17 protein-coding genes are annotated in these 14181 nt (G+C 72.0%); 13 read left to right on the top strand and 4 right to left on the bottom strand.

The features are described from left to right. Positions 1-33: 33 nt before the first annotated feature. A complete protein-coding gene (locus BZB76_RS10465) occupies positions 34-1437 on the top strand; it encodes an NAD-dependent malic enzyme (protein ID WP_121434073.1) in 1404 nt (467 codons plus the stop codon). A 5-nt stretch (positions 1438-1442) separates the two neighbouring features. Here the strand turns inward: BZB76_RS10465 and BZB76_RS10470 are convergent, their stop codons facing one another. After that, entirely contained in the window at positions 1443-2069 is a 627-nt protein-coding gene (locus BZB76_RS10470) for a hypothetical protein (protein ID WP_121434074.1), read from the bottom strand. Positions 2070-2241: 172 nt separating this feature from the next. On the opposite strand from BZB76_RS10470, the gene BZB76_RS10475 reads away from it, so the two are divergent. The 5 genes from BZB76_RS10475 (at position 2242) to BZB76_RS10495 (ending at position 7424) form a co-directional block, all read left to right on the top strand. Beyond that, positions 2242-2817 (top strand): YqgE/AlgH family protein, encoded by a 576-nt coding sequence (locus tag BZB76_RS10475; RefSeq protein ID WP_117403936.1) that lies wholly within the window; start codon positions 2242-2244, stop codon positions 2815-2817. A gap of 10 nt (positions 2818-2827) precedes the next feature. Beyond that, the gene (locus BZB76_RS10480) at positions 2828-3091 is read left to right on the top strand and encodes a DUF3039 domain-containing protein (protein ID WP_199487775.1); all 264 of its coding nucleotides are present in this window, start codon (positions 2828-2830) and stop codon (positions 3089-3091) included. A 201-nt stretch (positions 3092-3292) separates the two neighbouring features. Beyond that, entirely contained in the window at positions 3293-4183 is an 891-nt protein-coding gene (locus BZB76_RS10485) for a zinc metalloprotease (RefSeq protein ID WP_246006866.1), read from the top strand. 131 nt (positions 4184-4314) lie between these two features. After that, positions 4315-6060, top strand: a complete 1746-nt coding sequence (locus BZB76_RS10490; protein ID WP_211342983.1) for a DEAD/DEAH box helicase — start codon at positions 4315-4317, stop codon at positions 6058-6060. A gap of 158 nt (positions 6061-6218) precedes the next feature. Further along, positions 6219-7424 carry a hypothetical protein gene (locus BZB76_RS10495; RefSeq protein WP_121434077.1) on the top strand — a complete coding sequence of 402 codons (1206 nt, stop codon included), beginning with the start codon at positions 6219-6221 and terminating at the stop codon, positions 7422-7424. 3 nt (positions 7425-7427) lie between these two features. On the opposite strand, the gene BZB76_RS10500 is transcribed toward BZB76_RS10495, so the two are convergent. Genes BZB76_RS10500 through BZB76_RS10510 form a run of 3 tightly spaced genes read right to left on the bottom strand, consistent with a single transcriptional unit; the run spans position 7428 to position 9908 of the window. Next, entirely contained in the window at positions 7428-7943 is a 516-nt protein-coding gene (locus BZB76_RS10500; protein ID WP_121434078.1) for a gluconokinase, read from the bottom strand. Between the two features lie 13 nt (positions 7944-7956). Then, a complete protein-coding gene (locus BZB76_RS10505; protein ID WP_121434079.1) occupies positions 7957-8538 on the bottom strand; it encodes an isochorismatase family protein in 582 nt (193 codons plus the stop codon). Between the two features lie 50 nt (positions 8539-8588). Then, positions 8589-9908 carry a nicotinate phosphoribosyltransferase gene (locus tag BZB76_RS10510; RefSeq protein WP_281273862.1) on the bottom strand — a complete coding sequence of 440 codons (1320 nt, stop codon included), beginning with the start codon at positions 9906-9908 and terminating at the stop codon, positions 8589-8591. 147 nt (positions 9909-10055) lie between these two features. Between BZB76_RS10510 and clpS the strand changes: the two genes are divergently transcribed. From clpS to BZB76_RS35245, 7 genes are all read left to right on the top strand, one after another. Then, positions 10056-10352, top strand: a complete 297-nt coding sequence (gene clpS, locus BZB76_RS10515) for an ATP-dependent Clp protease adapter ClpS (protein WP_121434624.1) — start codon at positions 10056-10058, stop codon at positions 10350-10352. Between the two features lie 4 nt (positions 10353-10356). Further along, entirely contained in the window at positions 10357-10884 is a 528-nt protein-coding gene (locus BZB76_RS10520; RefSeq protein WP_121434081.1) for a DUF2017 domain-containing protein, read from the top strand. A gap of 110 nt (positions 10885-10994) precedes the next feature. Further along, the gene (locus BZB76_RS10525) at positions 10995-11426 is read left to right on the top strand and encodes a M67 family metallopeptidase (RefSeq protein ID WP_121434082.1); all 432 of its coding nucleotides are present in this window, start codon (positions 10995-10997) and stop codon (positions 11424-11426) included. A 292-nt stretch (positions 11427-11718) separates the two neighbouring features. Continuing rightward, the gene (locus tag BZB76_RS10530) at positions 11719-11991 is read left to right on the top strand and encodes a MoaD/ThiS family protein (protein ID WP_121434083.1); all 273 of its coding nucleotides are present in this window, start codon (positions 11719-11721) and stop codon (positions 11989-11991) included. 21 nt (positions 11992-12012) lie between these two features. Then, a complete protein-coding gene (locus tag BZB76_RS10535) occupies positions 12013-12960 on the top strand; it encodes a PLP-dependent cysteine synthase family protein (RefSeq protein WP_121434084.1) in 948 nt (315 codons plus the stop codon). Positions 12961-13018: 58 nt separating this feature from the next. Next, entirely contained in the window at positions 13019-13813 is a 795-nt protein-coding gene (locus tag BZB76_RS10540; RefSeq protein WP_121434085.1) for a thioesterase family protein, read from the top strand. Positions 13814-13895: 82 nt separating this feature from the next. Next, positions 13896-14177, top strand: a complete 282-nt coding sequence (locus tag BZB76_RS35245) for a hypothetical protein (RefSeq protein WP_211342934.1) — start codon at positions 13896-13898, stop codon at positions 14175-14177. The last annotated feature ends 4 nt before the right edge of the window (positions 14178-14181 follow it).

Consider the following 14181-nt stretch of genomic DNA (forward strand, 5'->3'; position numbering starts at 1 on the left):
CGCGGCTCTCATCCGAGCAGAGGGGCAGTTGTCGTGGCGAGCGTGCCGAGCGTGTCGTACTCCATCACCGTCCGGCTGGAGGTCCCGGCGGGCGGCCGGGCCGTCAGCCAGATCACCCATGTCGTGGAGAACGCCGGCGGGATCGTCACGGCCCTCGACGTCAACACCGCCGGGCACGAGACGCTGCGCATCGACGTCACGATCGCGACCCGCGACACCGAGCACGCCGAGGCGATCGCGGCGGCGCTGGAGCAGATCGACGCCGTCAAGATCCACAAGGTCAGCGACCGGACGTTCCTGATGCATCTCGGCGGCAAGATCGAGATGCAGTCCAAGGTGCCGCTGCGCAACCGCGACGAGCTGTCGATGGCGTACACGCCCGGCGTCGCCCGCGTCTCCCTCGCCATCGCCCGCAACCCCGAGGACGTCCGCCGCCTGACGATAAAGCGCAACAGCGTCGCGGTCGTCACGGACGGGTCGGCGGTGCTCGGGCTCGGCAACATCGGCCCGGAGGCCGCGCTGCCGGTCATGGAGGGCAAGGCGGCGCTGTTCAAACGGTTCGCCGGCATCGACGCCTGGCCGATCTGCCTCGACACGCAGGACACCGACGAGATCGTCCGGACCGTCCAGATCCTCGCGCCCGCGTTCGGCGGCATCAACCTGGAGGACATCTCCGCGCCCCGCTGCTTCGAGGTCGAGGCGCGGCTGCGCGAGCTGCTCGACATCCCCGTCTTCCACGACGACCAGCACGGCACCGCGATCTGCGTCCTGGCCGCGCTGACCAACGCGCTGCGCGTCGTCGGCAAGGACATCGGCTCCGTCCGCATCACGATGGCGGGCGCGGGAGCGGCCGGCACCGCCATCCTCAAGCTGCTGATGCACGCGGGCGCCCGCGACCTGGTCGTGTGCGACTACCGCGGCGCCGTCCACGCCGGCCGCGACGACCTGGACGAGTCGCTCGGCTGGATCGCGTCCCACACCAACGCGGGCGGCTACGCGGGCGACCTGCGCGGCGCCGTGAAGGACGCCGACGTGTTCATCGGCGTGTCCGCTCCCGGCATCCTGACCGGCGACGACGTCGCCACGATGAAGGACGACGCGATCGTGTTCGCGCTCGCCAACCCCGAGCCGGAGGTGTCCCCGGACGAGGCGCGCGAGCACGCCGCCGTCGTCGCCACCGGCCGCAGCGACTACCCCAACCAGATCAACAACGTGCTGGCGTTCCCCGGCGTGTTCCGCGGGCTGCTGGACGCGCAGGCGGACGTCGTCACCCTGGACATGCTGGCCGCCGCCGCGAAGGCCCTCGCCGAGGTCGTCACGCCGGACGAGCTGGGCCCGAACTACATCGTGCCGAGCGTCTTCCACCCGGAGGTCAGCACCCGGGTGGCGGGCGCGGTGCGCGAGGCCGCGGGCGGCCGTCCCCGCACCGAGGCCTGAGCGGTCTAGGAGTTCTTCTTCGGGAAGATCTGCTCGCGCCGGCGGGGCCAGATCCCGCCGTACCAGAAGATGATCACGCCGGTGAGGATGACGCCGACGCCGGTCGCCGCGCGGGCCCACAGGACCGCGTCGGGGCCGGTGTTGGGGAGCTCGTCCGGCGGGGTCTTGGTCGGCGCGGGCGCCGCCTCCGCCTTCTCGCAGTTCGCCTTGACGGTCTTGGCCGTGAGGCGCTTGCCGGCCCAGTTGACCGTGATGCGGGTGCGGCGGTCCTCGCGGACGTCGACGGCCACCGTCCGGGTCGCGTCCGGCCGGATCTGGCCGGGAATCGCGGCGGTGTCGTCGTTCTTCTCGATCCCGAAGTCCTCGGTCTTGCTTCCGGTGTTGCGGATCGTGACCCGGACCGTGCTCGCCGGGCACGACACGGCCCCGATGGTGGCGGTCACCGGACGCGCCGAGCTGCCGCCGCTGGGAGACGCGGACGGATCGGAGGTGCTCGCGGACGCGCTGGGCGAGGTGGTGGCCGAGGCCGCGGGCTCGGAGTCCGGCGACATCCAGCTGACCAGCGCCGGGACCGCGATCAGTGCGCCGATCACGATGAACACGGCCGCGATGACGACCCTGGGCAACTGCATTGCTGTCCTCCCCGGCCCAACTGGCGGGCATCGAGCGGGTGGCCGAACTGACTCTAGATCATTCTTAACCTAGGTCCTTGTGGTGCCGATATCCCCATCGATAGGAATGCGTAACAGGCTAACGAGCCGGCGGACGTGCCGCCGGAGGTCCGCGCAACGCATGATGGAACGCATGGAAGACGGCATCAGGGTGGGGCTCCTGCTGGTGGCGACCCCTCAGCTCGAGGATCCGAATTTCCGGCGGAGCGTCGTCCTGCTGGTCGAGCACGACATGGAGGGCGGCACGCTCGGCGTCGTCCTCAACCGGCCGACCGAGGTTCCGGTGGACCGGGTGCTGCCGCCGTGGGCGGAACTCGTCACCGGACCGGCGGTCGTGTTCCAGGGCGGCCCGGTCGCGCTGGAGAACGCGCTCGCGCTGGCCCGGCTGCCCGGCGAGGAGGAGCCGCTCGGGTGGCGCGCGCTGGACGGCGGCGCCGAGGTCTCGCGGGTGGGGCTCGTCGATCTGGAGGCCCCGCCCGGGTTGCTGGCGGCCGAGCTGCTGCAACTGCGGGTGTTCGCGGGTTACGCGGGCTGGTCGGCGGGGCAGTTGCGGGCGGAGATCGAGGAGGGCTCGTGGTACCTGGTGCCGGCGGAGGCGGGAGACGTGTTCGCGGGCGACCCGGACGGGCTCTGGCGGCACGTTCTGCGCAGGCAGGGCGGTGACCTGGCGTTCGTCTCCACGTTCCCCGAGGACCCGACGCTGAACTAAGGTGAGCGATGTGAGTACGAAGATCCTGCCCGACGGCGACACCCAGACAGATGTCCGGCCGGACCTCTCGCACGGTGACGGCGACCATGAGCGGTTCGCGCACTATGTGAAGAAGGCAAAGATCACCGAGAGCGCGGTGACCGGCACGCCGGTGATCGCGCTGTGCGGCAAGGTCTGGGTCCCGAACCGCGACCCGAAGAAGTACCCGGTCTGCCCGGAGTGCAAGAAGATCTATGAGTCGATGAAGTCGGGCGGCGGCGAGGGCGACGAGTGACCGGCCGCCGACCGGCGGCCGTCGACGCGCGTGCGTGAGTAGGGTCCCGCGATCAGGGGGCTGACCGCGGGGCCTTGGTGTTGACATTTTTACGGGGGACGAATGCGGCGGATGGCCGGGGTTTCGCTATGCGCACTGTTGGTTACGGTCGGTGCCGTTTCGGGGTCGGTGGGTGACCGGCCCCGGGGCAGGGCGGCACCGGTGGCGCCGGTGGCGCGGGCGGCGGCACACGGCGACGAGTGCTTCTCGGGCGCCCTGTCGGACGGCGGGGCCCGGGTGACGCGTCCGGACGACCGGGCCGACGACCGGGCCGACCTCGACCGTGGTCAGGTCGTCGCCATGCTCGCCGACCTTCGCCGGACGCTGCGCGACCGGTTCGGCACGTCCGACGAACGGCGCCTCGACACGGCGCTGCGCCGGGCGCGGCCCGTCGTCGTGCCGGTGCGGTTCCACGTCGTCCACAGCGGACGTCTGGGCAAGCTGTCGGAGGCGTCCGCGCGGCGGCAGGTCTCCACGCTGAACGCCGCCTACGGAGGTAGGACGGGTGGTGTCGACACGCGCGTCCGGTTCCGGTTGGTGAGCTATGGCAGTTTCGACCAGCCGGCGTGGTTCGACAATCCGCACCGGTACGAGGCCCCGATGAAACGGCGGCTGCGCAAGGGGGGACGCGGCACGCTCAACATCTTCACCGCGGCGGTCGGCACCGACGTGCTGGGCTACTCCACGTTCCCGCAGCAGTACCGGAAGAACCCGCGTATGGACGGTGTCGTCATCGACTACCGGAGCGTGCCGCGCGGGCAGTACAAGTCGTTCAACCGCGGGTACACGGCCGTCCACGAGATCGGGCACTGGCTCGGCCTGCTGCACACCTTCGAGGGCGGTTGCGTGCCGCCGGGCGACGGGGTGGCCGACACCCCGTACGAGGCCGCACCGGCGGAAGGATGTCCTCACTTCCGGGACACATGCCCGCGGCGGGGCGTCGACCCGGTGCACAACTTCATGGACTACGCGCACGACGCCTGCATGCGGGAGTTCACCGCAGGCCAGGGCCGCCGGATCCGCGCGTCCTGGGCCGCCTACCGGTCCCGCTGAACCCCGCCCGTGCCGTGTCCGCGCCGTGCCCGCGGGTTGTGGATCTCGGCACATGTGCGGCGCGGGCGGCGCGATCTGTCGGTGCGGCTCGATAGCCTTCGATGACCGTGAGCACCTTCGCCGCATCGAGCATGCCTCCCGCCTTCCCCGAGCGGGCCGCCTGGGGAACGGCGTCGTCCCTGCGCGCCTGGCAGCAGCAGGCGCTGGAGGCCTACTTCGGGCGGGACGGCACCGCGCCCGGTCCGCGCGACTTCCTCACCGTCGCGACGCCCGGCGCCGGTAAGACGACGTTCGCGCTCCGCCTCGCCCGGGAGCTGCTGGAACGCCGTATCGTCTCGGCGATCACGATCGTGTGCCCCACCGAGCATCTCAAGCGGCAGTGGGCCGAGTCCGCGGCCCGGGTCGGCATCAAGATCAACCCGGAGTACCAGAACGGCGACGGGCCCGTCGGCAAGGACTTCCACGGCGTCGCCGTCACCTATGCGACCGTCGCCGCGCGGCCCGCGCTGCACCGCAACCGCACCGAGTCCCGCAAGTCCCTGGTCATCTTCGACGAGGTGCACCACGCGGGCGACGGGCTGTCCTGGGGCGACGCCGTCCGGGAGGCGTTCGAGCCCGCGACCCGCCGGCTCGGCCTGTCGGGCACGCCGTTCCGCACCGACATCAACCCGATCCCGTTCGTCCAGTACGACGAGGGGCCCGACGGCGTCCGTCGCAGCCGCGCCGACTACACCTACGGCTACGGTCCGGCCCTCGCCGACGGCGTCGTCCGTCCGGTGATCTTCCTGGCGTACGCGGGGGAGATGCGCTGGCGCACCCGCGCGGGCGACGAGATCACCGCGACCCTCGGCGAACCGCTCACCCAGGACCAGACCGCCCAGGCGTGGCGTGCCGCGCTCGACCCGAAGGGCGACTGGATCAGACAGGTCCTGGCCGCCGCCGACCGGCGGCTCACCGAACTGCGCCGCGCCATTCCGGACGCGGGCGGCCTGGTGATCGCCACCGACCATGAGACGGCCCGCGCCTACGCCGCGATGCTGCGCGCCGTCACCGGCCAGGGCGCCACGGTCGTGCTGTCGGACGACCCGTCCGCGTCCAAGAAGATCAAGCAGTTCACCGACTCCGGCGACCGCTGGATGGTCGCGGTGCGGATGGTGTCCGAGGGCGTCGACATCCCGCGCCTGTGCGTGGGCGTGTACGCGACGTCCACCAGCACGCCGCTGTTCTTCGCGCAGGCCATCGGCCGTTTCGTCCGGGCCCGCCGCCGGGGTGAGACCGCCTCGGTCTTCCTGCCCTCGGTGCCGACGCTGATGGGTCACGCCGCCGAGATGGAGACCGAGCGCGACCATGTCCTCGACCGTCCGGTCCGCGAGGACGGCCTGGACGACGACCTGCTCGCCGAGGCCAACCGGCAGAAGGACACCCCCGACGCGGTCGGGGAGGAGCTGCCGTTCGAGACGGTCGAGGCGTCCGCGACGTTCGACCGCGTCCTGTACGACGGCGGCGAGTTCGGCATGCACGCCGAGCCGGGCTCGGCCGAGGAGGAGGAGTATCTCGGCATCCCCGGTCTCCTCGAACCCGAGCAGGTGTCGGCGCTGCTGCGCAAACGGCAGGCCGAGCAGCTCGCCACCGAACGCAAGCGCAAGACCGGCGACCCGCGCGCCGACCGCACCGCCGCCGAAGACCTGGCGTCCCTGCGCCGCGAGCTGAACGGCCTCGTCGGCGCGTGGAACCACCGCACGGGCCAGCCGCACGGCGTCATCCACAGCGAGCTGCGCCGCTCCTGCGGCGGCCCGCCCATCGCCCAGGCCAGCGCCGACGACATCCGCAAGCGCATCGCCAAGATCCGCGACTGGGCCGCCAAACGCCGCCACTGACGCGCCCGGCGTGCCCTTCGTCCGGCCGGTGCCGGGCCCGTCCGCGCTCGCGTTCGCGCCGTGGTGACCGGAGTGGGTCAGGGGGGCGGCCCGGTGCTTGTGTGCGGCGGCGCGTCCCAGGATGATCAATAACTCCGCGCCATTTCGGGAGGTACGGAGTGTACCTGGCAGGGTTCGAGGAGATCCTGGAGGCGGTGCTCGCGCGGCTCGGGCGGTTCGTCGAGGCGCGCGATCGTGCGGACCTGCTCGCCCCCGCCGGAGTCCGGGACGCGCAGGCCTTGATGACCGCGGTGTTACGGGCGGCGCCGGACGCGGACCCGCCGGAGGAGTCCCTGGCGCGAGCGGCGTCCGCGGCGGGGCTCCTCTACTACGGGCGCCAGCTGGTACAGGACGACGAGGACGACCGGGACGAGGCCACGCGGCTGCTGGAGCTGGCCCGGTCGCGGGGCGGCGGTGACCTGGCCGACGAACGGGCCGACCTGCGGGACGCGGTGTCGGCGAAGCCCGTGCCCGGTCCGGCCGACCAGCTCGACGGGCTGAACCTGCGGGCCGCGATGACTCCGGCGGGCACCCCGCTGGCCCAGCTCGACGAGTGCGCCGCCCTGCTGCGGCGGGCGCTGGCCGCGGCGGACGAGGACCTCGACCCGCGCATGTACGAGAGCAACCTGATCGGCCTGCTCGAACGTCGGTACGGCCGCACCGGACACGAGGACGATCTGCGCGAGGCGACCGCGCTGTCGGAGTCCCTCGTCGAGCGGACGGAGGACGAACACCCGGCCTATGCCGGTCGCATCTCCCAGCTCGCCCTGCTCGAGCAGATGGTGTTCGCGCAGACCGGGGACGCCGCGACGCTCGACGCCGCCGTCGACCGGCTGCGCGAGGCGGCACGGCACACGCCGCCCGGTCACGAGGACCACGCGATGCGGCTGTCCAACCTCGGCCGCGCCCGGAAGCTGCGCTACCAGACGACGCGTCCCGAGCCGGAGGAGATCGCGGCGGCGGTGGCCCTGCTGGAACAGGCGGTCGCCGCCACCCCCCGCGACGATCCCCACGCCGCCCAGGCCACCCGCCGGGGCGAACTCGCCGCCGCCCTGGCGCTGCACTACCGCGAGACCGACGACGTGGCGCATCTGGAGGCCGCCATCCGGTGCGCGCACGAGGCCTGGCGGCTGACCCCGCGCGGCGACCACAACATTCCCGAACGCCTCCAGGACCTCGCCGTCGTGCACATGCTCCGGTACCGGGTCACCGGCGACCGCGCCGACAAACGTACGGCGATCAAGGCCGCGCGCGGTCTCCGGCGGGCCGTCCCCAAGGGCCACCCGCTCCATGACGCGGCCGAGATGCTGCTCAACGAACTTTGACCGCTATCGAGATGCCAGGGCCCCGAGAATCCGGGTGACGGTCTCCGCCGGGGTGCCCGTGACGGGCACGACGGGGACGTCCTCGTCCGGGCCCGGGAACTCCAGGTCGGCGAACTGGGAGTCGAGGAGTTCGGCGCCGAAGAAGTGGCCCTCGCGGGCTCTCATCCGGGCCGCGATCGTGTCGCGGTCGCCGTCCAGGAGGACCACCCGGACGGCGGGACGGCCGCCCGCGAGCAGGTCGCGGTAGCGGCGTTTGAGAGCCGAGCAGGTCACGACGCCGGGACGGCCCGTGGCGAGCCGGTCGTCGATCCACGCGGCGATGGCGTACAGCCAGGGGAGCCGGTCGGCGTCGTCGAGGGGACGGCCCGCGCGCATCTTCGCGATGTTGGCCGCCGGGTGGAAGGCGTCGGCCTCGGCGTACTCCCAGCCGAGGCGTTCGGCGAGCAGGGTGCCGACCGTGGTCTTGCCGCTGCCGGACACACCGGCGACCACGATGACCGTGGGGGGCGGTGGCGCCATCAGAACGCGGCGGTCAGGCGGCCACCACCGGGGCGCCGGACAGCGCGACCCCCTCCCGCGCGAGCTCGTCGAGGGCGCGGTCGACGGTCGCCTTGCCGACTCCGGCGGTGAGGTCGAGCAGGACCGTGGTGCGCAGGCCGGCGCGGGCCGCGTCCACGGCCGTCGCCCGGACGCAGTGGTCGGTGGCGATGCCCACGATGTCGACGGCGTCGACGCCGCGGGCGGCGAGCCAGTCGGCGAGGGGCTGCTCGTCGTCGGAGACGCCCTCGAAGCCGCTGTAGGCGGCGCTCTCCCGGCCCTTGCTGAACACCGCCTCGATGGGCGCGAGGGCCAGGTTGGGATGGAAGTCGGCGCCCGGTGTGCCGATCACGCAGTGCGGCGGCCAGGTGTCGGCGAAGTCGGGCGCGGCGGAGAAGTGGTCGCCGGGATCGAGGTGGAAGTCGCGGGTCGCCACGATGTGCGCGTACTCGGCCCGGTGCGCGGCGACGTACTCGGAGATGGCCGTGGCCACCTGCGCGCCGCCCGCCACCGCGAGCGAGCCGCCCTCGCAGAAGTCGACCTGCACATCGACGATGATCAGAGCCTTCTTGCCCATGACCGCTCCCTGTACCCGTTTCACTCCGACCGTACCCCAGGTGGACGCGGTCAGCGGGGCGGGTCGCCGTCGTCGAACTCGGTGGGCAGCGCCGGTTCACCCCTGGACAGCTTGGTCGCCGTCGTCGGCAGCTCCGCGACACAGCGCGCGTGCCGCTCCCGGGCGGCGGCGAGCGACTCGCGTCCGACGATCTCGCCGTCGCGCACCAACGGGACCTGGAGGAGCCGGTCGTGGGGCGCCCGGCTCGGCTCCCCGGTCGAGACGGTCTCGGCGTAGGCGGTGCCGTGGCCGTCGACACGGCGGACCGCTGTCTTGCGCCCGCCGCGGCTCGGCTTCCCGGGGGAGCGCTTGGCGACCGGGCGCAGGGGCACGTCGTCGCCGGGTGCGTCCGCTCGGGCGACCAGCTTGTAGACGAGGCCCGCCGTGGGCGCGCCCGACCCGGTGACGAGGGACGTTCCGACGCCATAGCCGTCCACCGGCGCGGCGGCCAGCGCGGCGATGCCGAACTCGTCGAGGTCTCCGGTCACCACGATCCGCGTGTCGCGGGCGCCGAGGGAGTCGAGCTGGTCGCGGACGAGACGGGCCATGACGCCGAGGTCGCCGCTGTCGATCCGCACGGCCCCGAGGGACGGCCCGGCCAGCTCCACGGCCGTCCGGACGGCCCGCTCCACGTCATAGGTGTCGACCAGGAGCGTGGTGCCGGCGCCCAGCGCCTCGAGCTGCGACGCGAAGGCGTGCCGTTCGCTGTCGTGCAGGAGGGTGAACGCGTGCGCGCTCGTCCCGGCGGTCGGCACGCCGTGGCTCCGGCCCGCCTCAAGGTTGGACGTGGTGGTGAACCCCGCGATGTAGGCGGCGCGCGCGGACGCCACGGCGGCGCGCTCGTGGGCCCGCCGCGACCCCATCTCGATGATCGGCCGACCCTGCGCCGCCGCCACCATCCGGGACGCCGCCGACGCGATCGCGCAGTCATGGTTGAGGATCGACAGCGCGAGGGTCTCCAGCAGGACGGCCTCCGCGAACGTCCCCTCGACCGCCAGGATCGGCGAGTCCGGGAAGAAGCAGTCGCCCTCGGCGTAACCCCAGACGTTCCCGGTGAAGCGGTACTTCTCCAGCCATCGCGCGGTGGGTTCGTCCACGATGCCGTTCGACGTGAGGAAGTCCAGTTCCGCCGTCTCGAAACGGAAGCGCTCGATCGCGTCGAGGAGGCGGCCCGTCCCGGCGACGACGCCGTAACGGCGCCCGGCGGGCAGACTCCGCGCGAACACCTCGAACACCGCGCGGCGGTCGGCGGTCCCGCTGCGCAGGGCCGCCTGAAGCATGGTCAGCTCGTACTGGTCGGTCAGCAGAGCGGTGCCGTCGGCTCGGTCCACATGTGGAACCTTACGGCCGGGTGTGGGCACGATGGTCGTGCGGGTCATCACATCCGGGGAGCGGGCGCATAGCATCGGGTGCGGTGGGACCGCGTCACGCACGGAGTGGACGACCGCGGAGAAAGGAGGCGACGCGGAATGACCGCCATGAGCACGGCGCCCGCGCCCGTCGAGCTGGAGCGGCCGGACGTCGATGAGGAGGTCGGCGCCGACCGGCCGTGGCTGGCCATCGTGTGGAACGACCCGATCAACCTGATGTCGTATGTCACGTATGTTTTCCAGGCCGTGTTCGGCTACGCCAAACCGAAGGCCGAGAAGCTGATGCTCGATGTGCACCACAAGGGACGGGCCGTGGTCGCCAACGGCACCCGCGAGGAGATGGAGCGGGACGTGGAGATCCTGCATTCCTACGGGCTGTGGGCCACCGTGAAACGGGACGACTGACCCCGTGAGCCAGGTGACGAAGACCCGCCACGGCCTCAAGGTCCGCCTGGAGGCGGAGGAGGTCGCGCTGCTGCGCGCCCTCATGGAACAGCTGCTGGCGTTGATCGGCGAGGCGCCCGGCGCGGACGACGAGCTGGCGTCCCTGGGCATCGCCGAGAACGCCACCACCCCCGACGACCCCGTGCTGGCCCGGCTGTTCCCCGACGCGTACCGCGACGACGGCAAGGCCGCCGAGGAGTTCCGCCGCTACACCGAGATGGGGCTGCGCGACGGCAAACGGGAGGCGGCCACTGCGGTGCTCGGCGCGCTGGGCGATCCGGGGGCCGACATCGTCTTGGACGAGAAGCAGGCGCAGGCGTGGCTGCGGGCGCTGAACGACGTCCGGCTGGCGCTCGGCACCCGGCTCGACATCACCGAGGAGTGGTACGAGGAGGCGGAGACCCTGGACGCCCGCGACCCCCGCGCGCCCATGTTCGCGGTCTACGACTGGCTCACCACGCTCCAGGAGAGCCTGGTCCGCGTCCTCTGGTGAGACGGGTGGCGGCGGCTGCGCATCCGGTGAGATCTGCGTATCCGAACGGCCGTATCGAACCGGCCGAGCCCGGAGGCCGTTCGGAAACACCCCCCGGTAACCTTCGGGACATGCTGACGATCGAACGTGCTCTGGTCGAAAAGATCATCGCGCATGCCCGCGCCGACCATCCCGACGAGGCATGCGGCATCGTGGCCGGACCGGTCGGATCGGACCGGCCCACCCGGTTCATCGCGATGACCAACGCCGAGCGGTCGCCCACCTACCACAACTTCGACACGCAGGAGCTGCTGCGGGTCGACCGGGAGATGGACGCCAACGGCGAGGAGCAGATCGTCCACTACCACTCCCACACCTCCACCGAGGCGTACCCGTCCCGCACCGACATCGACTACCTGCGCAACCCGCTGGCCGACCCGCGCATCCACCGGGTGCTCGTGTCCACCCGTGACCCGGAGGAGGTGGAGTTCCGCTCCTACCTCATGGTGGACGGCGAGGTCGTGGAGGAGGAAGTCAAGATCGTCGAGTCGTACGACGACTGAGACGGCGGTGTGGCGGTGCGCGGACGTGCCGGTGCGACGGCCGGTAGACTGACCGTCATGGGGACGAGCGGGCACAAGGCGGGCGCACGGCGCCCCATGCGCGCCTTCGCCGTACCGCCCGTGCAGAGCTTCCTGTTCGGTCATTCGCGCGCCGAGGTCGTCTACGACTGTCGCTGACGCGCCGATCCGGCCGAGATATCCGGTCGTAACCCACCCCGGAATTCCCCCGTGCCCCGCCCGGTTGTGACGCTGGGGGGCGGGAAGCCCCGTACGAACTAAGGAGATCATCGCGATGGCGATCGAGGTCCGGATCCCCACGATCCTGCGCAACCTCACCGACGGCGCCAAGGCCGTCGAGGGCAAGGGCGGCACGCTCGACGAACTGTTCGCCGACCTGGACACCCGGCACCCGGGCCTGCGCGACCGGCTGGTGGACGACAAGGGCCTGCGCAAGTTCGTCAACGTCTACCTCAACGACGAGGACGTGCGCTTCCTCGCCGGTCTCGGGACGCAGGTCTCCGACGGCGACAGCGTCACGATCCTGCCCGCCGTGGCCGGCGGCTGACGAGGGTCGGCGGGCAGGGCCATGCGTTTCGATTCGTTGCTGGACTCGCTCGGCCGCACACCGCTGGTCGGGCTGCCCCGGCTGTCCCCGTCCGCCGACGTGCGGATCTGGGCGAAGCTTGAGGACCGCAACCCGACCGGGTCGGTGAAGGACCGTCCCGCCTTCTACATGATCGAGAAGGCGGAGAAGGAGGGGCTGCTGACGCCCGGCTGCACGATCCTGGAGCCGACGTCCGGCAACACCGGCATCTCCCTCGCCATGGTCGCGAAGCTGCGCGGCTACGACATGATCTGCGTCATGCCGGAGAACACCTCCGCCGAGCGGCGCCAGCTGCTGGAGATGTGGGGCGCGCGGATCATCTCCTCGCCCGCGGCGGGCGGGTCGAACGAGGCCGTCCGGGTGGCGAAGGGCCTGGCGGCGGAGAATCCCGACTGGGTGATGCTCTACCAGTACGGCAACGAGGCCAACGCGCTCGCGCACTACGAGACGACCGGCCCGGAGATCCTGGCGGATCTGCCGACGGTGACGCACTTCGTCGCGGGGCTCGGCACCACGGGCACGCTGATGGGCGTCGGCCGGTTCCTGCGCGAGCGGGTGCCGGACGTCAAGATCGTCGCGGCGGAGCCCCGGTACGGCGACCTGGTGTACGGGCTGCGCAACATCGACGAGGGCTTCATCCCGGAGCTGTACGACGATTCGGTGCTGACCACCCGGTTCTCCGTCACCTCGGGGGACGCGCTGCGCCGCACCCGCGAGCTGCTGGAGCTCGAGGGCATCTTCGCGGGGATCTCCACCGGCGGCGCGCTGCACGCGGCGATCGGCATGGCGAACAAGGCCGTCAAGGCCGGGGAGCGGGCCGACATCGCATTCGTCGTCGCGGACGGCGGCTGGAAGTACCTGTCCACCGGCGCGTACGGCGGCACCCTGGAGGAGGCCGAGGCCCGGCTCGAAGGTCAGCTCTGGGCCTGATCGCCCGGCAGGGTACAGTGCGTTCCCGAACGCTGTTCTAGACGGTCGGAGGGCACGGATGAGCGGATTCGGGGCGGCGACCGAGGTGCGGCGGGTCGGCGAGGGCCGGTTCGAGGCCGTCCTGGACGGCGGCTACGCCATCGCCGGTGCCCTCAACGGCGGCTATCTCATGGCCGTCCTGGCCCGCGCCGCCGTCGCCGCGTCCCCGCACGAGCATCCCGTCTCGACCGCGGCGACGTTCCTGCGCGTCGCCGCGGCCGGGCCCGCGGAGGTGATCGTCGAGCCCCGCAAGGAGGGCCGCACGACCGCCACGTCCCTGGTCACGCTCGTCCAGGACGGCCGTCCCACCGTGGACGCGCTGATCACCACCGGCACGCTCGACGCCGACCACGAACCCGCCTGGTCCGGCGCGCAGCCGCCCGGAATGCCGCCATTGGAGCGGTGCGCGCCGTTCGAGCCGGTGCCGGAGACCCGCGACTTCGCCGAGCGGCTCGACCTGCGCTTCGACCCCGCGCTGATGGGCTGGACGGACGGTCGGCCCAGCGGACGTCCCGAACTTCGCGCCTGGCTCCGGCTCAGCGACGGCCACCCGCCCGACCCGTACTCCCTCGCGCTCGCCGTGGACGCGTTGCCGCCGGTCACGCTGAACCTCGGCCGCAACGGCTGGGCCCCGACCGTGGAGCTCACCTGGCACATGCGGGCCGTTCCCGCGCCCGGCTGGCTCGCCGTGCACGGCACCGGCCGCCTCCTCACCGGCGGCTGGTTCGACGAGGACGTCGAGGTGTGGGACTCCACGGGCCGTCTCGTCGCGCAGAGCCGCCAACTCGCCCGCGCGCCCCGCACCCCGGAGTGACGTCCCGGGTGTGACATTCAACGGTGTGATGTCCAACGCATGAACGACCTGCTGCGGGCGGAGTCGCCTAGCCTTGTGCACCATGCCGAGACAACCCGCGGGGACGGGCTCCCGGACGCCGCCACCTGGCCGTCCGCGCGGACACGGCCGTGCCGCCCTGGGCGGCGGCCGTACACATTACTCCGGCCTGACCAGTGTCGTCTCGTATGTCATGGGAGACGGGGTCACACTGGTGTCGAGCGCCGACGAGTCCGTCGAGGACGTGTACCGAGTGCCGGACGACCGCGGACCGGCCCGCGCCGAGGCGACGGCACGGGCGCGGGACGCGTTGGACCGGGACGCGTTGGACAAGGCCCTGACCTGAATTC

The organism is Actinomadura pelletieri DSM 43383 (assembly GCF_003634705.1).
GTDB classification, from domain to species: Bacteria; Actinomycetota; Actinomycetes; order Streptosporangiales; family Streptosporangiaceae; genus Spirillospora; species Spirillospora pelletieri.